The organism is Glutamicibacter sp. NPDC087661 (genome assembly GCF_044743275.1).
Taxonomy (GTDB): domain Bacteria; phylum Actinomycetota; class Actinomycetes; order Actinomycetales; family Micrococcaceae; genus Glutamicibacter.
Genome location: NZ_JBIUWE010000001.1, coordinates 187,395 through 209,654 on the forward strand (window position 1 = coordinate 187,395; position 22,260 = coordinate 209,654).

Sequence of the window (22,260 nt, forward strand, 5' to 3'; positions counted from 1 at the left end):
GTCAGCCAATGAGTGGCCTTTCTTCTGGGAGTCTGAACAGCGTATTGCGGTGGCGCATGGTCAACGCGCTGGCGAGCGTAATACTGCCGATGCGTCCGGCAAACATCAACGCGCTGAGCACATACTTGCCGGCCGGAGGCACTTCTTGCGAAACCCCGCTACTCAGGCCCACGGTAGCAAAGGCCGAGATCGACTCGAACAGGGCTCGCGAGAAGCCCACCGATTCGTCGATGGTCACGAGTGCGCCGGTAGCGACCATCACCAGCGAAGCACCCATGGCGACCACGGAGATGGCCACGCGCATGGTGCCTTGCGGAATCTGCCGGCCAAAGGCCTTCGCGTCAGTATCGCCACGGACCTCGGCCAAGATCGCCAAGAACATCACGGCAATGGTGGTGACCTTGATGCCGCCAGCAGTAGAAGCTGAACCGCCACCGGCGAACATCAATGCGTCGGTCAACAAGATGGTCACCTGGTGGATGTCGTTCTGATCCACCAGGTTGAAGCCGCCAGAACGGGTCATGGTGGAGGCGAAGAAGCCATGAATGAGCTTGTCGCTGATGGATAAGCCGCCGATGGTCTTGGGATTGGCCCATTCGAAAATCAGCCACAGGAAGGATCCGGCAAAGAGCAGGATGGTGGTGGTGAGCATGGTCAGCTTGGTGTGCAGGTTCCACTTCTTCATATTGAACTTGTGCGCCAGCAGCACCATGATCACCGGGAAACCCAAGGAACCGGTGAACACGCCGGCCATCAATGGGCCCAGGATCCACAGGTCGGTTTCGTAGGGAACCAATCCGTCGGAGTGCGGGGTGAAGCCTGCATTGTTGAAAGCCGAGACGGCATAGAAGATTCCATGCCAGATGGCGGACAGGACGCTTTCACCCAGAATGTAGAAGCGCGGGATCAGAAAGAGCGCGATGACCGCCTGCAGGCTGATCGCTGTGAGGATCACGATGCGCAGCAATGAACTTACTTCACCCAGGGCTGAGGCTCCAGAACTGTTCATCGAATTCTGCGCCATCAGCTTGGCTCGCACGCCCAGCTTGCGGGATACCGCCAGGGACATGATGGAGGCCAGGGTCAAAATGCCCAGGCCGCCCATGAACGTTGCGACCAGCATGATCAGCTGACCGGCGAATGACCAGTGCACAGCGGTGGAGACGGTCGTTAGGCCAGTAACGCAAACTGCCGACACAGCGGTGAATAATGCGTCATGCAGCGCGGTGGCTTCCCCCGTGGCCGAGGAAAACGGCGCCGCGAGCAGGGAGGTGAACAACGTGATAGCCAGCAAGAAGGCGCCAAGAGTCAAGCGCGCGGGGGAGCGCACGGTGAAGTCCGCAACTGCGATGCGAACGGTCAGCCATTTCTTGCGTCGCTGTTCGCGCATTTCAGCTGCCCGGGCGCTGGGGCCCGATGCACTGGCTGTGCTCATTTATTACTCGCCGTTTCCTGGGGAACAGTTCTTTGCCATGAGGATTTGAAGTCCTTCTAGTAATTTACGCGTTTCCACCGCTAAACGCTTGTGTTGCCCGGCTAAAGACCCGACAAGCCGCGCAAACTGCCATGAATTCATGAGTTGGGTCACTATCGGGTAGCCTGAAATCGTGTTAGATCCGCAGCATGCCCCACGGCCCACCATGGTGATGTGGGATGAAGAGTATCTGAAGTACAAATTCAGCGACTGGCATCCCATGCACCCTTCACGGCTAGAACTGACCTATCGACTCAGCGATGAGCTGGATATCTTCGATGCGCCGAACGTCACGATACAGGCTCCGGATATTGCCGACGATGCGGTCATCGGCTCCGTCCATGACCAGAGCTATATCGATCAGGTGCGGCGGGTGAGCCAGGATCCAACACTCGTTGCCGAAGAATTCGGCTTGGGCACCGAAGACGACCCGGTATTCGCCGGGATGCATGAAGCCGCCGGGCGCATTGTTGGCGGTTCGGTAGCAGCGGCCCAAGCCATCATGGACCAAGAGGTGGTCCGTGCGGTGAACTTCGCCGGCGGCATGCACCACGCCGCGAAAAGCAAGGCCAGCGGTTTCTGCATCTACAATGACGCTGCTGCCGCGATCCATCGCATGCTGGAACAAGGTGCCCAACGCGTGGTCTACATCGATGTGGACGCGCATCACGGGGATGGCACCGAGTCGATCTTCTGGGATGACGAACGCGTGCTGACCATTTCCATCCATGAATCCGGGCTGTCGCTGTTCCCCGGTACGGGATTCGCCAATGAAATTGGCGGCAAGAACGCCGAAGGCAGCGCAGTAAATGTTGCTCTGCCGGCAATGACCGGGGACTCCGGGTGGATGCGTGCCTTCCATGCGATCGTTCCGCAGCTGGTACGCGCCTTCAAGCCCGAAATCATCGTCTCCCAGCACGGTTGCGATGCGCACCGTGATGATGACATGACCAACTTGAAGCTGTCTGTTGATGCGCAACGCCAGGCGGCCCTGGACATATCCCAGTTGGCAGATGAGCTGTGCGAAGGCCGGTGGCTGGCTACCGGAGGCGGGGGATACAACGTCACCGCCGTCGTGCCGCGTACCTGGACCCATCTGACGGCGATTGTTGCCGGCAAGCCGGTGCCGTTGCGTACCTATGTTCCCGAGACCTTCCGCCGCTACGTTCTGGAAAGGTACGGCCGTGCCATGCCTTACCTCATGGGCGATGACGCCCAGCTGTGGTGGCGCAATTGGGAAGTCGGCTATGATCCGGCCGATCCGGTAGACCGAACCATCATTGCTACACGCAAGGAGATATTCCCGCTTTTCGGGCTCGATCCATGGTTCGACTAGCCTCGCATGGCTGCGGCCAACGGAGACAGAGGCGAGACCTCACAGCATTTTAGGCATGGAAATCGATTGCCAACCGTTCATATGCCGTTAGGGTTATGTGTGTGGCAATTGATGAAGTGTTTTCGGCGTTGGCTGAACCAACCCGACGAAAGATAATAGAAGCGCTCAAGAACGAGCCGAAAGCAGTGGGCACTCTGGTCACTGAACTGGAGATCTCGCAGCCGACTGTTTCCAAGCACTTGAAGGTGCTGCGCGAAGCTGAACTCGTGAGCATGGCCGCTGCCGGGCAGCGGCGCATCTACAGCATTGATACCTCAGCGCTGGAAGATCTCGTGCGCTGGTGCGCCGATTTGGTACCTGCCCAACTGGAGGGCCAGGAGCTGGCAACCACGCAGGCCGAAGCCGAGGGGCAGCTGGCAGCGGTATCGAATCCAACGGCTCAGCAGATCGGTCGGCGCGTTGGCCAAGGCCTGGAACAAGTTACTGGACGTGCGCAAGAGTTTTTCGAGAAACTTCCGCGGTTCGGGCGTCGGCGCTAGCTCTTGTCCAGTCTTCGGCGCTGCAACCGTGCAATATGGTCAATCTTTTAAGTTACGCGCGCAATCCTGTTTTATAACATGAAAATTTTGTTCAGAATGCCCAGCATGGCATTCTCGTGTGCGGGGCAGTGACGCCGGCAATGAGGCCCCTTGTGCGCCTGTGCCTGCCCCAAGTGATGAGGAGAAAAACTTGGATAAGCACTTAGCGACGATTCGCGACGAAGTCTTCCGCCGCAATCCCGGCGAAGCAGAATTCCACCAGGCCGTCACGGAAGTATTCGACAGCCTTGAAGCTGTATCGGTCAAGCATCCTGAATACGCCGAAGCCGCAATCCTGCAGCGTTTGTGCGAACCTGAACGCCAGATCATCTTCCGAGTGCCATGGGTTGACGACGAAGGCCGCGTGCAGATCAACCGCGGCTTCCGCGTTGAATTCAACTCGGCTCTGGGCCCATACAAGGGCGGTCTGCGTTTCCACCCATCGGTTTACCTTGGCATCGTCAAGTTCCTGGGCTTCGAACAGATCTTCAAGAACTCCCTGACCGGCATGCCCATCGGCGGCGGCAAGGGCGGCTCGGACTTCGACCCGCGCGGCAAGTCCGATGGCGAAGTCATGCGCTTCTGCCAGTCCTTCATGACTGAGCTCTACCGCCACATTGGCGAATACACCGACGTGCCAGCCGGCGATATCGGCGTTGGCGGCCGCGAAATCGGTTACCTCTTCGGCCAGTACAAGCGCATCACCAACCGCTACGAGTCCGGTGTGCTGACGGGCAAGGGCTTGAGCTGGGGCGGTTCCCTGGTTCGCCCGGAAGCCACCGGCTACGGCGCAGTGATCTTCACTGAAGAAATGCTCAAGACCCGCGGCCAGACTTTCGATGGCCAGCGCGTGGTCGTTTCCGGTTCGGGCAACGTGGCAATCCACGCCATCGAGAAGGCGCAGGCACTGGGAGCGAAGGTCGTTACGGCTTCCGACTCGGCCGGCTTCATCGTTGACGAGGGCGGCATCGACCTGGATCTGCTGCGTCAGATCAAGGAAGTTGAGCGCGGCCGCATCTCCGAGTATGCCGAACGCCGTGGCACCAAGAAGGTGAAGTACGTTGCCGGTGGCAGCGTCTGGGACGTTGCAGGCACCGTAGCGCTGCCCTGCGCAACCCAGAACGAATTGGGCGCTGAGGCCGCAAAGAAGATGGTTGCTGCTGGCACCATCGCAGTGGCCGAAGGCGCCAACATGCCTACTACCGCTGAAGCGACCTCGATCTTCCAGGATGCAGGGGTGCTCTTCGGCCCGGGCAAGGCAGCCAACGCTGGTGGTGTTGCTACCTCCGCTCTGGAGATGCAGCAGAACGCCAGCCGCGATGCATGGAGCTTCGAGCACACCGAGCGTCGCCTGACTGAGATCATGGTCGGCATCCACACCAGCTGTGCTGCTACTGCAGACGAGTACGGCATGCCGGGGAACTACGTCGCCGGCGCCAACATCGCGGGCTTCGTGAAGGTCGCAGACGCAATGCTCGCACAGGGCGTCATCTAATAATCTGCAGCGCTGCAATCCGCGTGAATTCATTGGGGACCCGGTGAAATCACGCGGATTGTCTCGTTCAGGCATCAAAAAATGTGATTCAGATGGTCACGTGTGTGTTTCGTGATGCAAAAGTTACAAAAGTGCGATTAGACTAGTACAAAGCGAACGTGAACCTGAACCGCCGATGTTGATCCAAAGTCGTGTAAGTTCATCTTCGCTAAATTAACGCGACGAATAAGAGATCAGCGTCAGGAGAATATCCCGCATGACGGATAAACAGAATTTTGCCGGAGCCCGTTTCATGACTGTGGCCGAAGTGGCCGACATGATGCGCGTTTCCAAAATGACCGTTTATCGGCTGATCCACGCCGGTGATTTGCCTGCTGTTCAGTTCGGTCGCTCCTATCGCGTTCCGGAAAACGCCGTGGAATCATATCTGAATGCCGCGGCCATTGATCCGCAGCACGGTACCGGTTCTTACGGTCGATAGTCCGCGCGATGGTCAGAGCATGACCGAAAAGCGGGTAATCTGTTAAGGAACGTTTAACGTCCGGTCAACCTTGTCCTTGGGCTCGCGCGCAAGCAGGCATTTGGGGTTGACGCATTTATTTAGTTTGTGAGGAACCACTATGGGCTCTGTTATCAAGAAGCGCCGCAAGCGTATGTCGAAGAAGAAGCACCGCAAATTGCTTCGTAAGACCCGCCACCAGCGTCGTAATAAGAAGTAAATCTACTTCTGAGCATTTGCCGCTTGGCAATCATCGCCACCGCTTCACAGTGAAACTGTTGAACGGTGGCGATTGCTTTATCCAAAGCCGCCCAGCGCCGGCCTAAGAGCCGGAACGGCGCAGAATGGACCGTCGCGCCGCCCAGAGCGCACCAAGCACTCCAGCGGCCTTCAGGCCTAGTTTGGCAGCTCGCTGGCCGGTGCGGAAATCGTAGACCTGCCAGCCGCGGCGCTTGGCGTAGGCGCGAAGCCGCGCATCGGGATTGATGCATACGGGGTGTCCCACAGCTTCAAGCAAGGGAACATCATTGTAGGAATCCGAGTATGCCCATGATTTCGACAGCGAGATGCCGCGAGCCTTCGCCAGGGTGCGCACCGCTTGCGCTTTTTCCGCAGCGTGCAGGATCGGGCTGGCCAGCGCTCCGGTGTAGAAACCGTCTTCGCTGGCCACTACAGTGCCCAATGCACCGGTAAGTTCGAGACGTTGCGAGATGACATTCGCCACTTCCAGGGGAGTGGCAGTGACTAGCCAGACTTCACGGCCCACCGTCCGATGCTGGCGAGCAATGGCTACCGTACCGGTCCATAGCTTGGGTTCGATGTATTCGTCATAGATCTCGTTGCCGATCTTCTCGATCTCGGACACCGGGATCCCTCGGACCATCATCAACGCACGGTCGCGAATCTGGTGAATGTCCCCTAGGTGCTCACCGCGCGCGGCGAAGCGCAACTGCTTGAGCGCGAACCAGAGGATTTCGCGGAATTGGAAGAAGCGGCGCTCATGCAGTTTCCGGGCCAGCAGATACAGCGATGCACCGCGCACAAGGGTGTTATCTACATCGAAGAAAGCGGCGACCGTGTCCGGAGCCAGGGCGGAATTCGGGCTGGGGTGATGATCGATGGAAGACATTTGATCCAGTTTATTTCATTGCCAAGTTTAAGGGCGGTTACGGCTCGTGAGATTATAGGCAGGTGAGTACTTTGAATCAGATCCAGCTGTTGGTTCGAGAAGGCTGCCACCTGTGCCAGGCCGCACGCGCAACCGTGGCCGAGGTGACTGGCCGGTTGAATATGGAGTTTTCCGAACTGGATATTGACCAGCACCCTGAATTGCTGGCCAAGCACCACGAGGAAGTGCCGGTTCTGCTGATCAACGGAGAAGTCCGCGACTTCTGGCACATCGACGCACAGCGTCTGGAACGACTACTGAGCAGCTAGCCGCTGCCGAATAAATGAAAATGCGTTGTGCTCTTCAAGAGCACCGAAAAGTGCGGGAGAACGAAGATGTCAGAGCTTGAAGCCCGGGTCCTGCCTGAGGCCACGCTGGCTCGACTGACCCAGTACTTGCGCGCGCTGAACGCCTTGGAAGCCCAGGGCCTGGAACGCACCAGTTCCGGGGTGCTGGCCAAGGAAGCTGGAGTGAACCCCTCCATCCTGCGCAAAGACCTTTCCTGGTTGGGTTCCTACGGAACCCGCGGGGTGGGCTACGTGGTCCGCGAACTGGCAGAACATATCAGCCGCACCCTCGGCCTGAACCAGGACTGGCGTGTGGCCATCCTCGGCGCCGGTAACCTGGGGCGCGCGCTCAGCGGATATGCAGGCTTCAGGACTCGTGGCTTCAACGTCAAGGCGATCCTGGATATCGACCCCGCACTGGTCGGCAGCCCGGTCGGCGAGCTGCACGTGGAAGCGATCGCGGACTTGGCCGCAGTGGTTGAACGCGAAGAAATCAACATCGCTGTTCTGGCAATTCCGGGCGATGCTGCGCAGGACCTGGTCTACGAACTGGCCGCGCTTTCGGTCCGCTCGGTGCTCTCGTTCGCACCGATGCCGCTTCGCGTACCCGCGGGCATGAACCTGCGGCGCGTTGATCTTTCCACTGAATTGCAGATCCTGGCATACCTCGCCGTTCAAGGCTGAAGCCGCGCAGACGAGAAAAGGCGTAGCCGCGTCATCCCTTGGGTGGATGGAGCGGCTACGCCTTTATTGTCCCTGCAGGGCCTCGCGAAGAGGCTCGGCCATGCGTTTAGCGGAAGCCGGCCAGGCGAGCCTGGCGGCGCTGCGCAATGTATTGCGAAGAAGGGCGCAACCAGGCGAAGACCACGCCTGCAATGCCCAACAAGATGCCCACAACGTAGACAGCGTTGATAATTCCGGCTTGAGTGTCAGCGAACATGCTGATCATTGGAACGATAGTCACCAGATTCAGCAGTGAAAGCGCACCGAGGATCGTGGCGATAATTCGCATGGCGCCCACGCCGCGGCCAACGAAGAAGCCCACCAGGAAATACAGGGCCAAGGTGATGATCATGGAGATAATCACGAAGGTCGACATCATGGAATTGACCTGGGCCATGAAGGCCTCAGGGCTTGCCATCATCTGTTCAACCAGTGGATCCTGCTCCATGCCCGGGGTGCTCTGCATCTGGTTCTGGAACTCTTCTTGCACCAGCGACCACTGCTGGCCAATCATGTTGGCCATCATGTTGGAGTTGGTCATCAGCCAGCTGGCGAGGGCACTGAAGATGCCCGCGAGCATGATCAAGCCAAAGGCGATAGCCAAGGTCCGTGGCCGCTCGGTCGGCGGCTGCACGCCGGCGTAACCTCCCTGCTGGGCATACTGGTCGTAGCCCGGTGCCTGCGGTTGCCCGTAAGGATTCGGATTCTGGCCGTACGGGTTCTGGCCGTACGGCGAGGGCTGCTGGCCGTAGGGGTTTTCGCCGTACGGGTTCTGCGATGAACCCTGGCCGGAAGGGCCCGGGTTGTAGGGCTGGCCCGGCTGGTTAGGATCGTTGTCGCTCATGATGCGTCCTTCTGGTCGAACTGTCTTATTGACTAAGCGTAGTGGCAGTCGATTGTGAGCAACCCCTCCGAAAGGATGGTTTTTCCATATGGGATTCCAATGCGTGTCCTGTGAATAGTTGACGGTGGCCACAATATGGCTAATTTGCACCGAATATTTGAGACACTGGAGGCATGCCTTTATCGACCGTCCATTTGTTGCGCCACGGGGAAGTTTTCAACCCTGACCGTATGCTCTACGGCAGGATCCCCGGCTTCGGGCTCTCGGAACTCGGATTCCAGATGGCCGATGGGGCAGGAGAATATTTTGCCAAGCGCCAAGCAGAAGGCGGCAACGTGGTGCGTCTGGTGGCCTCACCGCTCCTGCGAGCCCAGCAGACAGCCGCGCCGACCTCCAATGCTCTGGATCTGCAGGTCCACACCGACGAGCGGGTTATCGAAGCCGGCAACAAGCTGGAAGGGCTGTCCAAGGTTGCGGAGCACCTGCGTCAGCCGAAGTACTGGCCGCTGCTGGTCAACCCGCTGAAGCCTTCATGGGGCGAACCATATGCCCAGCAGGTTGCTCGCATGCGCCTGGCCATGGATGAGCACCGCAAGGCCGCCCTCGCCGAGCACGGCGAAGGAGCGGAAGTCATTATCGTCAGCCACCAGCTGCCGATCTGGGTTACGCGCCGCGCCGCCGAGAAGAAGCCGCTGTGGCACGATCCGCGCCAGCGCGAGTGCACCCTGGCTTCCATCACCAGCTTTGATTTTGAGGGAGACGAATTGGTCTCCGTGCGTTACACCGAACCGTGCCCCGAGCTGCTTGCCGGCGCGGCGAATATCCCTGGAGCCTAAAGCAAAATGACAGATCCTGTGCCTAATCCTCGCCACTTGAGCCGCCGCACCATGTTGCGTTCGCTCATGGTTGCCGCCGCCGTGGTGCCCTTGGCTGCCTGCAGCGGCAAGGAAGATGCGCTGACCGCGCAAGCAAACAGCGGCGACGGCAAGAACTACATCGCTGGCGACGGCGCCGTGGAAGAGTACGAAGTTTCCAAGCGCAGCGAACCGGTTGCCCTCAAGGCCACCACCTACCATGGCACCGATATCGACTTCACGCAGTGGCAGGGCAAGCCCGTAGTCATGAACTTCTGGTATGCCGCCTGCGCTCCGTGCCGCATCGAGGCACCGGATCTGAAGGAAATCGCTGAAGGCTTCGGCGAGAAAGTCGAATTCATTGGCGTCAACGTACGCGATGAAGCCGAAGCGGCGAAGGCCTTCGAGCGCACTTTCGAGATTCCCTATGAGTCGGTACAGGATACCTCCGGGGACATCCAGCTGGCGATGACCAAGTACGTCCCGTTGCAAGCGGTTCCATCCACCTTGGTGCTGGACCGCCAGGGCCGTGTCCGTGCCCGCGTGATCGGTGCCGTAGAGCCTGGCACCCTGAAGTCATTGATCGACTCCGCTCTGACCGAAGAGTTGTGAGCTGATCAGTGACCACTAATCCCTTTGCCGACATCGTCCTGGACGGGTCGTTGCTGCTGGCTGCCCCAGTAGCACTGCTGGCCGGGCTGGTCTCCTTCCTTTCGCCTTGCGTCCTGCCGCTGGTGCCGGGCTACCTCGGTTACGTCACCGGGTTGACTGGTGCGGATCTGAAGGAGCACCGGCGCGGCCGCGTGGTCTCCGGCGTACTGCTCTTTGTCCTGGGATTCTCCGTGGTCTTCATCGCAGCGGGCGTGCTTTTCAGCCAGGCCTCCGCGTGGCTCAGGTTCAACGGCTCCTGGGTCACCCAGGCATTGGGCCTGGTCGTGGTCTTCATGGGCATCGTGTTCATGGGCGGCTTCTCCTGGATGCAGCGTGACCGCAAGATCCACAGGAAACCGCCCGCAGGCCTGTGGGGTGCCCCGGTTCTGGGGCTGACCTTCGGCCTGGGGTGGGCACCGTGCATCGGCCCCACCTTGAGTGCGGTACTGATCATGTCCACCGGTGTGGACGCGAACGTAGGGCGTGGAACGCTCCTGACTGTGTTCTATTGCCTCGGATTGGGTTTGCCCTTCATCCTGATTGCAATGGGGTTGCAGCGCGGCATGCAGGCGCTGGCGTTCTTCCGCAAGCACCAGGTTTTCATCATGCGTTTGGGCGGGGTACTACTCATTGCCTTGGGACTGGTCATGGTGACCGGTCTGTGGGGAACATGGGTAGCAGAACTGCAAAACTGGTTTGCCAATGAAGTGAGGTTGCCAATTTAATGGCGAAACAACAACGGAATTCCAAGGGAACTGGCGACGCGCCTGCTCTGGGATTCATGGGTTCCATGCGTTGGATCTGGACCCAGCTGACATCGATGCCAACAGCCTTGTTCTTGCTGTTGCTGCTCGCCGTCGCTGCGGTACCGGGATCGATCTTCCCGCAACGCGACGCCAACCCCGAATCTGTAGCCCAGTACCTGGAACAGCACACCACCGCTGGTCCATGGCTGGATCGCTTCCAGATGTTCGAAGTGTATTCATCGGTGTGGTTCTCCGCGATCTACATCTTGCTGTTCGTCTCGCTGATTGGCTGCATCATCCCGCGTGTGAAGAAGCACGCCAAAGCCTTGCGCACCCCGCCGCCGAGGACCCCGGTGCGCCTGGAACGACTTCCCCAGTACAGCTCGCATGAAATTCTGGAAGGCGAGACGGATACGCCCGATGACCAGCAGGTCATCGAGGATTCGTTCAGGATCCTGAAGAAGCGCGGCTACCGTGTCGAGCGCCGCGAGGATGCCACCGGGGCCTCGGTTGCCGCAGAGCGCGGGTATACCCGCGAAATCGGCAACCTGCTCTTCCACATCTCGCTGATGGGCGTACTGGCTTCGGCCGCGATCGGCGGAGCCCTGGGCTACACCGGACAGCGCGTGGTTGTCGAGGGGGAGACCTTCGTGAATTCGCTGGTGGCCTACGACTCCTTCACCCCGGGCACCGGCTTCAATGCCGATAATTTGCCGCCCTTTGCTGTGACGCTGGACAAATTCGACATCATCTTCGACCGCGAATCCGAATCGCATTTCGGACAGCCGCTGGACTTCACCGCCCACGTCAAGGTGCGCGAATCGCCCGATGCCGAGCCAGTGAAGCAGGAGCTGAAGGTCAACCATCCGCTGCGGATCAGCGGCGGTGACGTGTACCTGGTCGGCAATGGCTACGCCCCGGTGATCACCGTCAAGGATGGCAACGGCAATGTCTCCTATTCCGGCCCGGCGGTTTCCATTCCGCAGGATTCGGTCTACACCTCGATGTTCGTGCTGAAGGTTCCGGACGCCGAGCCATCGCAGCTGGGCTTCCAGGGCTTCTTGCTGCCAACCGCACTGGTGGATGAGAACGGCTTCGGCATCTCGGGCGATCCCAACGCCATCAACCCCCAGCTGCACCTGAACTCGTACTTCGGGGATCTGGGCCTTGACGACGGCAACCCGCAAAACGTGTTCGTGCTGGACACGGAGAAGATGGAACCGCTGAACAGCCGTGATTTGGATGCCGGCGGCATCATCCTCGAAGCGGGGCAGACCTACGAGCTGCCCGACGGCAAGGGCTCGATTACCTTTGACGACCTCAAGCGCTTCGTTGCATTGGACATCAATCATGACCCGGGCAAGCTGCCAATCGGCATTTTCTCAGGTCTGGCGCTGATCGGCCTTGCGGTCTCGCTGTTCACCCCGCGTCGCCGCGTCTGGGTGAAGCTGAAACAAGAAAACGGCAAGCGTAGTATCGAGTACGCACTGCTGGCACGTGGCGAGGATCCGCGTCTGGAACGCGAAGCTGCAGAACTACAGAAGATCTTTGACAAGGCTTGGCCATTGGCAAGCCAGGAGCAGAACCAAGGAGCAGTAAATGGATAACGCTGGGGCATTAGCGCCAATCAATGAAACGCTGGGTGAATACAGCCAGTTGTTCATGCTGCTGGCCGCCATGGTCTACGGAGTGGTCTTCATCATTTTCGCCTTGGACCTGGCAAAGACCAACAAGTCCATCAGCGAAATGGATTCCGAAGCGCTCAAGCGCGACGAGGAACTGCTGGTTAGCGCCGGCGGCGCCGTGGGCACCAAGCCCCGTTCGCGCCGGGGTGCCGCTGTGCGTGCCGACAACGTCGGCGAGCATATCGTGACCGACAAGATGGAGTACACGCAGTTGTCGGCCAAGCGCCCCACGGCTCGCATTGCCGTGGTGCTGATGTGGCTGGCCGCTGCCCTGCACGGCGGTGCCGTGGTTTCCCGTGCGATAGCCGCGCACCGAGTGCCCTGGGGCAACATGTACGAGTTCCTGTCCACCGGTGCATTCCTGGTGGCTCTGGTCTTCTTGCTGGTGCTGATCTTCAAGGACCTGCGCTTCATGGGATCCTTCATCTCCGGCCTGGTCACCTTGATGCTGTGCGGTGCCACCATCGGCTTCCCGACACCGGTTGGCCACCTCGTTCCTGCCCTGCAGTCGCCATGGATCGTCATTCACGTCTCCATCGCCGTCCTGGCATCGGCACTGTTCGCCATCAGCTTCGCCATGAATGTGCTGCAGCTGGTACAGCATGCTCGCATGAACCGGCTGGCCGCTGGACAGGACGACAAGCTGCCCTTCATGCGCGTGGTGCCAGGTGCCGGCGCATTGGAGAACTTCGCCTACCGCATCAACACCATCGGCTTCGTGATGTGGACCTTCACTGTCATCGCTGGTGCGATCTGGGCTGAGGCCGCTTGGAGCCGCTACTGGGGCTGGGATCCAAAGGAAGTCTGGTCCTTCGTGATCTGGGTTGTCTACGCAGGCTACCTGCACGCCCGTGCCACCGGTGGCTGGACGGGCCCACGCTCGGCCTGGTTGTCGATCATCGGTTTCCTGTGCGTGGTCTTCAACTTCACCATCGTGAATATCTTCTTCGACGGTCTGCACTCCTACGCCGGAGTCTAGTTCCTAAGAATCCAGCACTGCGAGCGGTTTCCCTTTAGCGGGGAGGCCGCTCGCAGTACTTTAAGCGTTCGTTGCGGGCCCTGGTACTCAAGTGCGGGGCACTGACCGGCGCCTGCCCCTCCAGCGCCCGTAGAGGAAGCCCCGCGTCCCTGGCCGCCTGCAAGAATGCCCGAAGTTCTCACGAGGCATGAAAAAGCCCAGCGGCGCTGGCACGCGTGCTGGGCTGGTTGCCGGGATCCCGGCAGTACTAGGGGGTTATTCGGTTTCAGACGAAGAGCTGTCGGTGCCTTCTGGCTTGTTCTTGCGTTCTGCACCTGGCTTCGGTTCCTTGGCCTCAGGCTTGGCTGGTTTCTCGCCATCGGCCTTCTGCACGTCTTCACGTTTAGTGAGGTCTTGCTCACGCGCTTTCGAGTCGGCTTCACGCTGTTGCTGGCGGCGCCAGACCTCCAGCTGGCGCAGGAAATCCTCATCGTCGTCCGGAGCCATGGACTTCTGCGCAGGGGTGCCATTTGACGCAACAGGGCGACCTAGGAGGAACCACAAACCGGCTCCGATTAGCGGAAGGAGGATGACGACCGCAATCCACGCAGGCTTAGGCAATGAACGAATGCTGCGGCGCTCTGCACGAGCGCATTCGATCAGGGTATAAATCGTCAAAGCAACCGAAACCACTGCGGCGAAAATCAATAAGCGGACCATGCTTCCATTCTAGTGATAATCCTGTTCACAGGTTCACCGGTAGAATTGAGACTATGCAGTTTGTGAAATATACCGTTATCCGCCTAGGCATATTCCTAGCCGTTTTCTTGGGCCTCTGGTTAGGTATGAAGTGGCCAATCTTCGTTTCCGGAATTATTGGCCTGGTCGTGGCCTTCGCGGTGGCCTACCTTTTCTTCAATAAACTTCGGCTAAAGGCGAACGAAGATATCCGCAACGCTTTCAGCAAGACCTCGGCAAACAAGACCAGGATGCAGCTAGCTGATGAAGCCGTTGAGGATGAATTCGACGAATCACAGCGCAAGCAGACCCCTGGCGCCGAGTAAATTTCCCCACGCAGGTTCACCTCGAACTGCATAGCCAGCCATTCACGCATGGCCGGCATGACAATTAACGAGATGGGCTGGCCGGATCAATTGATCCGGCCAGCCCATCTCGTTTTTCCTTCTGCAGCGGTGGCTAGGCCAAAACCTCGATGGCGATAGCCAAGGAGAAGAGCACCGCATATACGACATTGACCATGCCGGTCTGCTTGAGCACCAGCACCAGCATTGGCAGCTGCTGCTCGCGAAGCATCAGCAGCGATGGAGCCACTGCAGGAACGAAGGTGAGCAGGACCAGCCACATCCATGGGAAGGCGCTGGTGGCCAGCAAAGGGAGGAGGATGGCTACCGCCAGCATCAGCACGTAGCTCAAGCGGGCATTGTGTTCGCCAAGGCGCACCGCCAAGGTAATCTTTCCCACCTCTTTATCGGTAGGAATGTCTCGCACATTATTGGCCATCAGCAGGGCGCAGCCAATCAGGCCGGTGCCGATGGCACCCCACAGCGAAGCCATGGTCAGCTGGTTGATCTGGGTGAAGGTGGTACCCAAGGTGGCGACCAAGCCGAAGAAGATGAAAACGTAAATATCGCCCAAGCCGCGGTAGCCGTAGGGGTTCTTGCCGCCGGTGTAGCCCCAAGCGGCGAAGATCGCGGCGACGCCTACCAGCAGCAGCGGCCACGAGGAAGAAATGATGACCAGGACCAGACCGAAGATGGCGGCTAGCCCGAAGCAGCCGAAAGCGGCATTGCGCACGTTCTTCGGCTCGGTGAGCTTGGAACCGGTCAGGCGCAGCGGGCCGACGCGTTCGTCATCGGTGCCTCGGATGCCGTCCGAGTAGTCGTTGGAGTAGTTCACTCCGACCTGGAGCAGCAGGCCCACCAGCAGAGCCAAGACGAAACGGAACCAATGAACGGTTCCAGTTTCGCCCAGCGCGGCTGCGGTACCGATGACAACCGGGGCAATGACGATAGGCAAGGTGCGCAAACGCGCCCCAGAAACCCACTGGGAAAGTGTGGCCACTTTCTGTCCTTTCAGGGCAAGCGGAAACTCGTACCCTCTAGTTTCCCGCGATTAGGCGTGCAAGGCGAATCGAGACTAGTCGCGAACGCCTAGTTCTTCGATGACCAGTTGTCGATTGAACTTGCCATTAGGCAGCTGCGGCAAGCCAAGAGGGTAGTGGCGCACGTGCTTGGGCACCGCTTCCTTGCCCAAGGTCCGGCGCACCGCTTCGAAGGCATCGGCGGTATTGGTCGGGCCCGCATAGGCCAGGCCAACGCTGTGGCCCCATTGCGGATCGGGCACCGGGACCACGATTGCCTGCGTGAAGAATTCTTCCAGCAGCCCTTCAATCTTCGATGCCGAAAGCTTGATGCCCCCGGTATTGATCACATCATCGATGCGTCCAATGATCTTCAAGCGCTGTTTTTCAACGGTGCCCAGGTCATCGGTGACGTACCAGCGGACACCATCGCGTTCAATGAAGTGCTCGGCGGTGGCTTCGGGGGAGTTGGCGTATCCGTCGGCGAGCATGGGGCCGGCGACCCAGATGCGCCCCTCATGCGCTGCCAGCTGCACGCCGGGAAGGGCCGTGCCGTTGTAGACCAGGCCGCCGGAAGTTTCCGAGGACCCATAGGTCTGGAAAATCTTCAGCCCATGGTGTCGGGCGCTGACCAGCAGGTCCTTGCTGGCTCGCGCGCCGCCCAAGAGGATGGCGTCGAAACGCTTCAGCGCCTGCAAGGTTTCCGGCGCCGGGTTATCCAGCAGCCGGGCAAGCTGGGTTGGAACCAGCGAGGTGATCCGGCGGGAGTCGATCATTTGATTGGCGGCTTCGGTGAATGCCGTGGCCGAGAAGCTGCCCTCGGTGTCCATCACCACGGGCTTGGTGCCGGCGAACAATGAACGCGTCAGCACGCTCAGTCCCGCGACATAGTGCACCGGCAAGGCCAGCAGCCACTGGCCTTCGAAGCCGAGGAACTCGGCCGTGGCCTGCGCACTGGATGCCAACGCCGAAACGCTGAGCACCGTGCGCTTGGCCCGGCCGGTGGAACCGGAAGTCCGCACCACTGCCATGGGCTGCTCGAAACCTGGCAGGTCCTGTGGTGCCAAGTACTCGATGCGCCAGCCGTTGGGGTTGCTCTCATCGAGCAATACCTCAACGGCCGGCCCCCCGTCATTGGCCGCCGTGGCCAAGGCTGCGAGCAGTTCAGAGAGTTGTCTGTCCATATCCGGTCCTCGTTCCGTCGCGGAAGATTAGAAGTAGTAAGGGTAGTTGGACCAATCCGGGTCGCGCTTGCCCAGGAACGCGTCGCGTCCTTCTACTGCCTCATCAGTCATGTACGCCATGCGGGTGGCTTCGCCAGCGAAGACCTGCTGGCCGGCCAAGCCGTCATCGGCCAAGTTGAAAGCGAACTTCAGCATGCGGATGGCCTGCGGGGACTGGCGGGCGATGTCGGCTGCGTACTCCAGGGCCACCTCTTCGAGGCGTTCGTGCTCTACCGACTCGTTGACGGCGCCCATGCGGACCATGTCATCGGCCGAGTACTCGCGGGCAAGGAAGAAGATTTCGCGGGCGGTCTTCTGCCCGACCTGGCGGGCGAGCAATGCCGAACCGTATCCGGCATCGAAGGAACCGACGGTAGCGTCGGTCTGCTTGAACTTGCCGTTCTGCTTCGAGGCAATGGTCAGATCCGAGACCACGTGCAGCGAATGGCCGCCACCGGCAGCCCAGCCGTTGACGACGCAGAGGACAACCTTGGGCATGGTGCGCATCAGGCGCTGGACTTCCAGGATGTGCAGGCGCCCGGCACGCGCCGGGTCGATGGATTCGCGGGTCTCGCCTTCGGCATAGCGGTAGCCGTCACGGCCACGGATGCGCTGGTCGCCGCCGGAGCAGAATGCGTGTCCGCCGTCCTTTTCCGAGGGGCCATTGCCGGTCAGCAGGACAGTGGCCACGTCGCTGGTCATGCGGGCATGATCCATGGCGCGGAACAGCTCGTCCACGGTGTGCGGGCGGAAGGCGTTGCGCACCTCGGGGCGGTCGAAAGCGATGCGCACGGTCGGAAGGTCGCGCACGATGCTTCCATCCGCCACTCGCTGGACCTGGCGATGGTAAGTGATGTCGGTGAAGTCGAATCCCTCGACCACGCGCCAGCGCGTTGGATCGAAGACATCGGAGACCTTCTCGGGCAATGCGGAATTATTCAGGCTACTCACCCTATGAATGCTAGTCGGTTTCGTCCGGAACTCTAAGAAAGGAGGAGTAGACTTTTCACGGCCCGACTCGCGGTTGCGCGTGGAATCCCCGCCCGTACGGCTTGGACCATCCAGTGAATCACCGGATTCATTTCACGATTTTTGCACGGATTCATTGAACGCGTCCGTAGGTCAGGAGTTCATCTATGCCATCTGGTCAGCATCGCCCGGCAACCCCGGAAATCAGTGCCGAGGGCTACAAGAAATCCCTGAGCCGCCGCCACGTCCAGATGATCGCGATCGGAGGAGCCATCGGTGTGGGCCTGTTCATGGGCTCCGGCGGGCGCCTGGCCTCGACCGGTCCGGCGCTGGTGCTGTCCTATCTGGTAGCTGGCGCATTGGCCTACCTGCTGATGCGGGCACTGGGCGAACTGATCATGTACCGCCAGACTTCCGGTTCCTTCGTCTCGTATGCGGCTGAGCTCTTCGGCCCCAAGGGCGCCTTCATCTCCGGATGGATGTACGTGCTGAATTGGATCATGACCGGCATTGCCGAGCTGATCGCCATCGGCCTGTACTTCCAGTATTTCTTCCCGAATGTTCCGGTAACCGTTTCCGCGTTCTGCGCGTTGCTGCTGCTGGTGGCCATCAACCTCTTCAGCGCCAAGGCTTTCGCAGAATTCGAGTTCTGGGCAGCTTGCATCAAGGTGACCGCGATCGTCCTGTTCCTGGCCGTGGGTACATACATGGTGGTGACCAACGCACAGGTGGGAGACCACACCGCGTCGGTGGCCAACCTCTTCATCGGCGATGAGAACGGCGAGGGCGGAATGTTCCCCCGTGGTTTCTTCGTCAGCATCCTGGTCCTGAACTCGGTGATCTTCGCCTATAACGCCATTGAACTGGTGGGCATTGCCGCCGGCGAGATGGAGAACCCGGAAAAGGAAGTTCCATCGGCAATCCGTGCGGTGGTCGTTCGCATCCTGGTCTTCTACGTAGGCAGCGTCTCCCTGCTGGCCATGGTGCTGCCATGGAACGAATACGAATCCGGGGTCAGCCCGTTTGTCACGGTCTTCGAGAAGATGGGCCTGGGCTGGGTTGGCAGCGCGATGAACCTGGTGGTGATTACCGCTGCGCTGTCCTCGTGCAACTCGGGCCTGTATTCCATCGGCCGCATCCTGCGCACCATGAGCGGCAATGGGCATGCTCCGCAGTGGCTCGCGAAGATGAACAAGCACTTTGTTCCCTCGACCGGCATTATCACCGTGGGCGTGGTCTATCTTGCCGGCGTCATCCTGAACATCTGGCTCGGAGATTCCTTCGCCTTCGACCTTGCCTTGAATACCGCATCCATCGGCGTGCTGTTCACCTGGGCCTCGATTTTCGGATGCCAGCTCATGCTGCGCAAGAAAAAGGGCTCTGTTTCCTCGCTGCCCATGCCCGGGTCGCCCATTACCGGTTGGGTCGGATTGATTTCCTTGCTGGTTATCACCGTCCTGATTTCTTTCGATACCTTGACCGGGGAAAACGGCGAGGTCTTCCCGGTGGGGCTGTACACGATCGCCACAATTCCGGTGTTCGCCTTGCTGTTGTGGGGCGGATGGCATTTTGCTCGCAAGCACGCCCGGCCGGGCATTGATTTCTAGGCCGCCAGCGATTATGCGCCAGCCGCCAAGGGGAGCAGTTCAACTGATGCGCCCCCTTGGCGGCTGGATGGCTCAGGACGTTCGGTTTTCATCGCGCTGCACCGCAGCGAGGATGCCGGTGTCCAAGGCATCGGGAATCGCGGTGCCGCGCAGCGAAGCGCCGGCGGTCTCCGGCATGAACTTGATGGCGATCGCACCAATCACGCACGCTGCCATCATGTAGATGGCCGGGAAGAGCAGGAAACCGGTGGCATTGATGGCCGCTTCATTGACCATCGCGGCGGTGCCGCCGAAGACCGCCGTAGCGATGTTGTAGGTAATCGCGAATCCTGCGAAGCGCACCTGCGAAGGGAACATCGCCGGGAACGTCGCGGTAATCGTGGCCAACTGCGGAATGTAGAGCAGACCCAGCACGGCGAAGCCGACAATGGCCCAGGCGAAGGACTTGCCCATCAGCCAGAACATCGGTACTGCCAAGACGAACAGGCCAATGACTGAGGCGTACCACATTGGCTTGCGTCCGACCTTGTCCGAAAGCGAGCCCGCAAATGGAATTACGGCCATCATGGCCACCTCGCCGATCAGGATGGTGGCCAGCGAAGCGTTGGGGTCCAGCCCCAACTGGGTTTCCAGGTACGTCGGCATGTAGCTGAGCAACGTGTAGTTCACGACGTTCAGCGCAATGACCAGTCCGGTCATGGTCAGCATGGGGCGCCAGTAGGTGAACACCAGTTCCTTGAGCGACCCGCCCTGCTGGGCTTCGCCGGATTCTTCCATCTCCTGGAAGACCGGCGTGTCCTCCAATCTGCTACGCAGGTACAGGCCGATCAGGCCCATGGGCAAAGCGAGGAAGAATGGGATGCGCCAGCCGTAAGCCATCATGGCTTCCTCGCTGAGCACCACCTGCAGGCCCAGCATCACGGCGGTGCCGAGGGCGAAACCGCCCAAGGTGCCGAATTCCAAGAAGGAACCGAAGAAGCCGCGTTTGCGATCCGGCGCATACTCGGCCATGAAGGTTGCCGCGCCGCCGTACTCGCCACCGGTGGAGAAGCCCTGGATCATGCGCAGCAGAACCAGCAGGATTGGCGCGGCGACGCCAATGGCTTCGAAGGTTGGCAGGATGCCGATGAGGAAGGTGGCCAGCGACATCATGATGATGGTCAAGGCCAGGATCTTCTTGCGCCCCAGCTTGTCGCCCAGCGGGCCCCAGACCAGGCCGCCAATCGGGCGGACCAGGAAGGAGAGGGCGAAGGTGGCCAAGGCCATGAAGGTGCCGCCCTCGGTGGGGAAGAAGTGGGCAGTGATGTAGGTGACGGCCACGGCATAGACACCGTAGTCGAACCACTCGGTCATGTTGCCCATGGCAGATGCCGCAGTGGCCTTGCGAACTTCTTGCCGGCCTTCTTGCGTGTTCATGTCCGGCCCGATGTCATGGTCCAGGTCGGGAGCGAAATTATGTGCATTCGAGTTGTCGTTTGGCTGGCTATGTTCCGGTTGCATTGCTGCTCCGTTGTTTTCAGCTTTCCGTCGACCGATCGCCCTAAGGCCAGATAGGAATTCATCGCCTTGGCCGCGGTCCACGATCCGGGAGTTCCCCGGAGTCGGTTAAATACCAGAGGCTATTCGAATCAATTTCTAAAATCAACCACTGACATGGAATTGATTGCCCGCAATTGCGGACAGAACGGGGGTTGGCCCGTGGCCCGGCCATGTGGTCCCGGCGGCCTGGAAATGCTCAATTGTGAAAATCCGGCGACCCGCGACTTTATTATTGAACGAATGGTCGGTAAGTTTAGGTGTTGAGGGTCACTAATCATTTTGGCATAAGGAGCACAGATGACCGAGGCATTTCTCGTAGGTGGAGCACGCACGCCGGTAGGCCGTTATGGAGGTGCGCTCAGTGCTGTGCGCCCCGATGACCTGGCCGCGCTGACTATTCGCCGAGTCATTGAAGACGCGGGCATCGATCCGGCCGACGTTGATGAAGTCATCTACGGAAACGCCAACGGCGCGGGCGAAGAGAACCGCAATGTTGCCCGCATGGCTGCGCTGCTGGCCGGCCTGCCCGTGACCGTCCCGGGCATCACGGTCAACCGCCTCTGCGCCTCGGGCATGAGCGCCATCACTATGGCCAGCCACATGATCAAGGCCGGCGCCGCGGACATCGTGATCGCCGGCGGCACCGAATCCATGTCGCGGGCACCTTGGGTCATGGAAAAGCCTTCCAAGGCCTTCGCCAAGCCGGGAGCAACCTTCGACACCTCCATCGGCTGGCGCTTCACCAACCCGCAATTCCTCTCCGGCCAGTACTCGCGCGATGGCAAAGCCACCTTCTCGATGCCGGAAACCGCCGAGGAAGTCGCCCGCGTCTACAACATCTCGCGTGAGGATTGCGACCAGTTCGCCGTCGAATCCCACGCCAAGGCCATTGCCGCCATCGAGGCCGGGCATTTCCGCGATGAAATCGTTCCGGTCACTGTCAAGGGACGCAAGGCAGAGAGCATCGTGGACACCGACGAGGGGCCACGGCCAGGGACCACCATGGATGTGCTTTCCGCCCTGCGCCCAGTAGTCAAGGGAGGAAGCGTCGTCACTGCTGGCAATGCGTCGACGCTGAACGACGGAGCGTCGGCAATCCTCGTGGTCTCCGAACGGGCCATCAAGAAGTACGGACTGGCGCCTCGCGCCCGAATCGTCGACGGGCAGGCCGCGGGCCTGGAACCAGAAATCATGGGCATGGGACCGGTCCCGGCGACCCGCAAGGTACTTGAACGCGCGGGACTGGGCATTGACCAGATCGGTGCCATGGAAATCAATGAAGCCTTCGCCAGCCAGTCCCTGGCCAGCATGCGCGAGCTGGGGGTCGATGCAGGAATCGTCAACCGCGACGGCGGCGCCATCTCGCTGGGCCATCCGCTGGGTTCCAGCGGTTCCCGCATTGTCATCACCCTGCTGGGGCGCATGGAACGGGAGCTGGCTTCCGAGCAGCGCAAGCTGGGCATTGCCACCATGTGCGTTGGCGTGGGCCAAGGCACCGCGATCTTGCTGGAAGGCGTCTAGAA

Annotated in this window: 23 protein-coding genes; 15 read left to right on the forward strand and 8 right to left on the reverse strand. The window is 60.0% G+C overall.

The features are described 5' to 3' along the window. Window position 1: 1 nt before the first annotated feature. Window positions 2–1,435: a TrkH family potassium uptake protein gene (locus ACIOTN_RS00870; RefSeq protein ID WP_105656958.1), complete on the reverse strand. Its 1,434-nt coding sequence runs from the start codon at window positions 1,433–1,435 to the stop codon at window positions 2–4. A 205-nt stretch (window positions 1,436–1,640) separates the two neighbouring features. Between ACIOTN_RS00870 and ACIOTN_RS00875 the strand changes: the two genes are divergently transcribed. The 5 genes from ACIOTN_RS00875 to ACIOTN_RS00895 all read left to right on the forward strand — a co-directional run bounded on the left by ACIOTN_RS00875 (window position 1,641) and on the right by ACIOTN_RS00895 (window position 5,602). Next, window positions 1,641–2,810 carry an acetoin utilization protein AcuC gene (locus ACIOTN_RS00875; protein WP_181148815.1) on the forward strand — a complete coding sequence of 390 codons (1,170 nt, stop codon included), beginning with the start codon at window positions 1,641–1,643 and terminating at the stop codon, window positions 2,808–2,810. A 101-nt stretch (window positions 2,811–2,911) separates the two neighbouring features. Continuing rightward, a complete protein-coding gene (locus ACIOTN_RS00880) occupies window positions 2,912–3,349 on the forward strand; it encodes a metalloregulator ArsR/SmtB family transcription factor (protein ID WP_332485934.1) in 438 nt (145 codons plus the stop codon). A 190-nt stretch (window positions 3,350–3,539) separates the two neighbouring features. Beyond that, entirely contained in the window at window positions 3,540–4,883 is a 1,344-nt protein-coding gene (gene gdhA / locus ACIOTN_RS00885) for an NADP-specific glutamate dehydrogenase (RefSeq protein ID WP_105656957.1), read from the forward strand. Window positions 4,884–5,139: 256 nt separating this feature from the next. Beyond that, window positions 5,140–5,364 carry a helix-turn-helix domain-containing protein gene (locus ACIOTN_RS00890; RefSeq protein ID WP_013349804.1) on the forward strand — a complete coding sequence of 75 codons (225 nt, stop codon included), beginning with the start codon at window positions 5,140–5,142 and terminating at the stop codon, window positions 5,362–5,364. Window positions 5,365–5,503: 139 nt separating this feature from the next. Then, entirely contained in the window at window positions 5,504–5,602 is a 99-nt protein-coding gene (locus ACIOTN_RS00895; protein WP_005504750.1) for a 30S ribosomal protein bS22, read from the forward strand. Between the two features lie 102 nt (window positions 5,603–5,704). Here the strand turns inward: ACIOTN_RS00895 and ACIOTN_RS00900 are convergent, their stop codons facing one another. Next, on the reverse strand, window positions 5,705–6,511 hold the full coding sequence (locus ACIOTN_RS00900; protein WP_105656956.1) for an HAD family phosphatase: 807 nt from the start codon (window positions 6,509–6,511) through the stop codon (window positions 5,705–5,707). A 62-nt stretch (window positions 6,512–6,573) separates the two neighbouring features. On the opposite strand from ACIOTN_RS00900, the gene ACIOTN_RS00905 reads away from it, so the two are divergent. Both ACIOTN_RS00905 and ACIOTN_RS00910 read left to right on the forward strand, forming a co-directional pair. Beyond that, a complete protein-coding gene (locus ACIOTN_RS00905; RefSeq protein ID WP_332485935.1) occupies window positions 6,574–6,819 on the forward strand; it encodes a glutaredoxin family protein in 246 nt (81 codons plus the stop codon). 27 nt (window positions 6,820–6,846) lie between these two features. Then, complete coding sequence (locus tag ACIOTN_RS00910; protein ID WP_286134124.1) at window positions 6,847–7,521, forward strand: redox-sensing transcriptional repressor Rex; 675 nt, start codon at window positions 6,847–6,849, stop codon at window positions 7,519–7,521. Between the two features lie 106 nt (window positions 7,522–7,627). On the opposite strand, the gene ACIOTN_RS00915 is transcribed toward ACIOTN_RS00910, so the two are convergent. Beyond that, on the reverse strand, window positions 7,628–8,404 hold the full coding sequence (locus ACIOTN_RS00915) for a DUF3824 domain-containing protein (RefSeq protein WP_105656954.1): 777 nt from the start codon (window positions 8,402–8,404) through the stop codon (window positions 7,628–7,630). A gap of 173 nt (window positions 8,405–8,577) precedes the next feature. On the opposite strand from ACIOTN_RS00915, the gene ACIOTN_RS00920 reads away from it, so the two are divergent. From ACIOTN_RS00920 to ccsB, 5 genes are read left to right on the forward strand one after another with little or no spacing between them, the layout of a single operon-like run. After that, a complete protein-coding gene (locus ACIOTN_RS00920; protein WP_105656953.1) occupies window positions 8,578–9,240 on the forward strand; it encodes a histidine phosphatase family protein in 663 nt (220 codons plus the stop codon). Window positions 9,241–9,246: 6 nt separating this feature from the next. Then, window positions 9,247–9,870 (forward strand): TlpA disulfide reductase family protein, encoded by a 624-nt coding sequence (locus tag ACIOTN_RS00925; RefSeq protein WP_105656952.1) that lies wholly within the window; start codon window positions 9,247–9,249, stop codon window positions 9,868–9,870. A gap of 8 nt (window positions 9,871–9,878) precedes the next feature. Then, a complete protein-coding gene (locus ACIOTN_RS00930; protein WP_105656951.1) occupies window positions 9,879–10,634 on the forward strand; it encodes a cytochrome c biogenesis CcdA family protein in 756 nt (251 codons plus the stop codon). Continuing rightward, window positions 10,634–12,262: a cytochrome c biogenesis protein ResB gene (locus tag ACIOTN_RS00935; protein ID WP_133833583.1), complete on the forward strand. Its 1,629-nt coding sequence runs from the start codon at window positions 10,634–10,636 to the stop codon at window positions 12,260–12,262. Before ACIOTN_RS00930 ends, ACIOTN_RS00935 begins: the two co-directional genes overlap by 1 nt. Further along, window positions 12,255–13,319 carry a c-type cytochrome biogenesis protein CcsB gene (gene ccsB, locus ACIOTN_RS00940; RefSeq protein ID WP_105656949.1) on the forward strand — a complete coding sequence of 355 codons (1,065 nt, stop codon included), beginning with the start codon at window positions 12,255–12,257 and terminating at the stop codon, window positions 13,317–13,319. The genes ACIOTN_RS00935 and ccsB overlap by 8 nt, the downstream gene beginning before the upstream one ends. A 255-nt stretch (window positions 13,320–13,574) precedes the next feature. On the opposite strand, the gene ACIOTN_RS00945 is transcribed toward ccsB, so the two are convergent. Continuing rightward, window positions 13,575–14,018, reverse strand: coding sequence for a PLD nuclease N-terminal domain-containing protein (locus ACIOTN_RS00945; protein ID WP_105656948.1), 444 nt, complete (start codon window positions 14,016–14,018; stop codon window positions 13,575–13,577). A gap of 53 nt (window positions 14,019–14,071) precedes the next feature. On the opposite strand from ACIOTN_RS00945, the gene ACIOTN_RS00950 reads away from it, so the two are divergent. After that, the gene (locus ACIOTN_RS00950) at window positions 14,072–14,362 is read left to right on the forward strand and encodes a DUF4229 domain-containing protein (protein ID WP_105656947.1); all 291 of its coding nucleotides are present in this window, start codon (window positions 14,072–14,074) and stop codon (window positions 14,360–14,362) included. Between the two features lie 133 nt (window positions 14,363–14,495). On the opposite strand, the gene ACIOTN_RS00955 is transcribed toward ACIOTN_RS00950, so the two are convergent. The 3 genes from ACIOTN_RS00955 to ACIOTN_RS00965 form a co-directional block, all read right to left on the reverse strand. Continuing rightward, entirely contained in the window at window positions 14,496–15,380 is an 885-nt protein-coding gene (locus ACIOTN_RS00955; RefSeq protein WP_332485940.1) for a 1,4-dihydroxy-2-naphthoate polyprenyltransferase, read from the reverse strand. Window positions 15,381–15,455: 75 nt separating this feature from the next. Next, the gene (locus ACIOTN_RS00960) at window positions 15,456–16,583 is read right to left on the reverse strand and encodes an AMP-binding protein (RefSeq protein WP_105656945.1); all 1,128 of its coding nucleotides are present in this window, start codon (window positions 16,581–16,583) and stop codon (window positions 15,456–15,458) included. Window positions 16,584–16,610: 27 nt separating this feature from the next. Continuing rightward, entirely contained in the window at window positions 16,611–17,573 is a 963-nt protein-coding gene (locus ACIOTN_RS00965) for a 1,4-dihydroxy-2-naphthoyl-CoA synthase (RefSeq protein WP_402734694.1), read from the reverse strand. A 185-nt stretch (window positions 17,574–17,758) separates the two neighbouring features. Between ACIOTN_RS00965 and ACIOTN_RS00970 the strand changes: the two genes are divergently transcribed. Then, a complete protein-coding gene (locus tag ACIOTN_RS00970) occupies window positions 17,759–19,198 on the forward strand; it encodes an amino acid permease (protein WP_105656944.1) in 1,440 nt (479 codons plus the stop codon). A gap of 72 nt (window positions 19,199–19,270) precedes the next feature. Here ACIOTN_RS00970 and ACIOTN_RS00975 read toward each other — a convergent pair whose 3' ends face one another. Beyond that, the gene (locus ACIOTN_RS00975; protein WP_332728231.1) at window positions 19,271–20,698 is read right to left on the reverse strand and encodes an MFS transporter; all 1,428 of its coding nucleotides are present in this window, start codon (window positions 20,696–20,698) and stop codon (window positions 19,271–19,273) included. Window positions 20,699–21,034: 336 nt separating this feature from the next. On the opposite strand from ACIOTN_RS00975, the gene ACIOTN_RS00980 reads away from it, so the two are divergent. Then, window positions 21,035–22,258 carry an acetyl-CoA C-acyltransferase gene (locus tag ACIOTN_RS00980; protein ID WP_105656942.1) on the forward strand — a complete coding sequence of 408 codons (1,224 nt, stop codon included), beginning with the start codon at window positions 21,035–21,037 and terminating at the stop codon, window positions 22,256–22,258. The last annotated feature ends 2 nt before the right edge of the window (window positions 22,259–22,260 follow it).

Excerpts from the sequence above, each read along its gene's own strand:
- ACIOTN_RS00870 (WP_105656958.1), bottom strand. The coding sequence starts at position 1,435 with ATGAGCACAGCCAGTGCATCGGGCCCCAGCGCCCGGGCAGCTGAAATG.
- ACIOTN_RS00890 (WP_013349804.1), top strand. The coding sequence starts at position 5,140 with ATGACGGATAAACAGAATTTTGCCGGAGCCCGTTTCATGACTGTGGCC.
- ACIOTN_RS00920 (WP_105656953.1), top strand. The coding sequence starts at position 8,578 with ATGCCTTTATCGACCGTCCATTTGTTGCGCCACGGGGAAGTTTTCAAC.
- ACIOTN_RS00970 (WP_105656944.1), top strand. The coding sequence starts at position 17,759 with ATGCCATCTGGTCAGCATCGCCCGGCAACCCCGGAAATCAGTGCCGAG.
- ACIOTN_RS00915 (WP_105656954.1), bottom strand. The coding sequence starts at position 8,404 with ATGAGCGACAACGATCCTAACCAGCCGGGCCAGCCCTACAACCCGGGC.
- ACIOTN_RS00980 (WP_105656942.1), top strand. The coding sequence starts at position 21,035 with ATGACCGAGGCATTTCTCGTAGGTGGAGCACGCACGCCGGTAGGCCGT.
- ACIOTN_RS00975 (WP_332728231.1), bottom strand. The coding sequence starts at position 20,698 with ATGCAACCGGAACATAGCCAGCCAAACGACAACTCGAATGCACATAAT.
- ACIOTN_RS00960 (WP_105656945.1), bottom strand. The coding sequence starts at position 16,583 with ATGGACAGACAACTCTCTGAACTGCTCGCAGCCTTGGCCACGGCGGCC.
- ACIOTN_RS00950 (WP_105656947.1), top strand. The coding sequence starts at position 14,072 with ATGCAGTTTGTGAAATATACCGTTATCCGCCTAGGCATATTCCTAGCC.
- ACIOTN_RS00925 (WP_105656952.1), top strand. The coding sequence starts at position 9,247 with ATGACAGATCCTGTGCCTAATCCTCGCCACTTGAGCCGCCGCACCATG.
- ACIOTN_RS00895 (WP_005504750.1), top strand. The coding sequence starts at position 5,504 with ATGGGCTCTGTTATCAAGAAGCGCCGCAAGCGTATGTCGAAGAAGAAG.
- ACIOTN_RS00935 (WP_133833583.1), top strand. The coding sequence starts at position 10,634 with ATGGCGAAACAACAACGGAATTCCAAGGGAACTGGCGACGCGCCTGCT.
- ccsB (WP_105656949.1), top strand. The coding sequence starts at position 12,255 with ATGGATAACGCTGGGGCATTAGCGCCAATCAATGAAACGCTGGGTGAA.
- ACIOTN_RS00945 (WP_105656948.1), bottom strand. The coding sequence starts at position 14,018 with ATGGTCCGCTTATTGATTTTCGCCGCAGTGGTTTCGGTTGCTTTGACG.
- ACIOTN_RS00875 (WP_181148815.1), top strand. The coding sequence starts at position 1,641 with ATGGTGATGTGGGATGAAGAGTATCTGAAGTACAAATTCAGCGACTGG.
- ACIOTN_RS00900 (WP_105656956.1), bottom strand. The coding sequence starts at position 6,511 with ATGTCTTCCATCGATCATCACCCCAGCCCGAATTCCGCCCTGGCTCCG.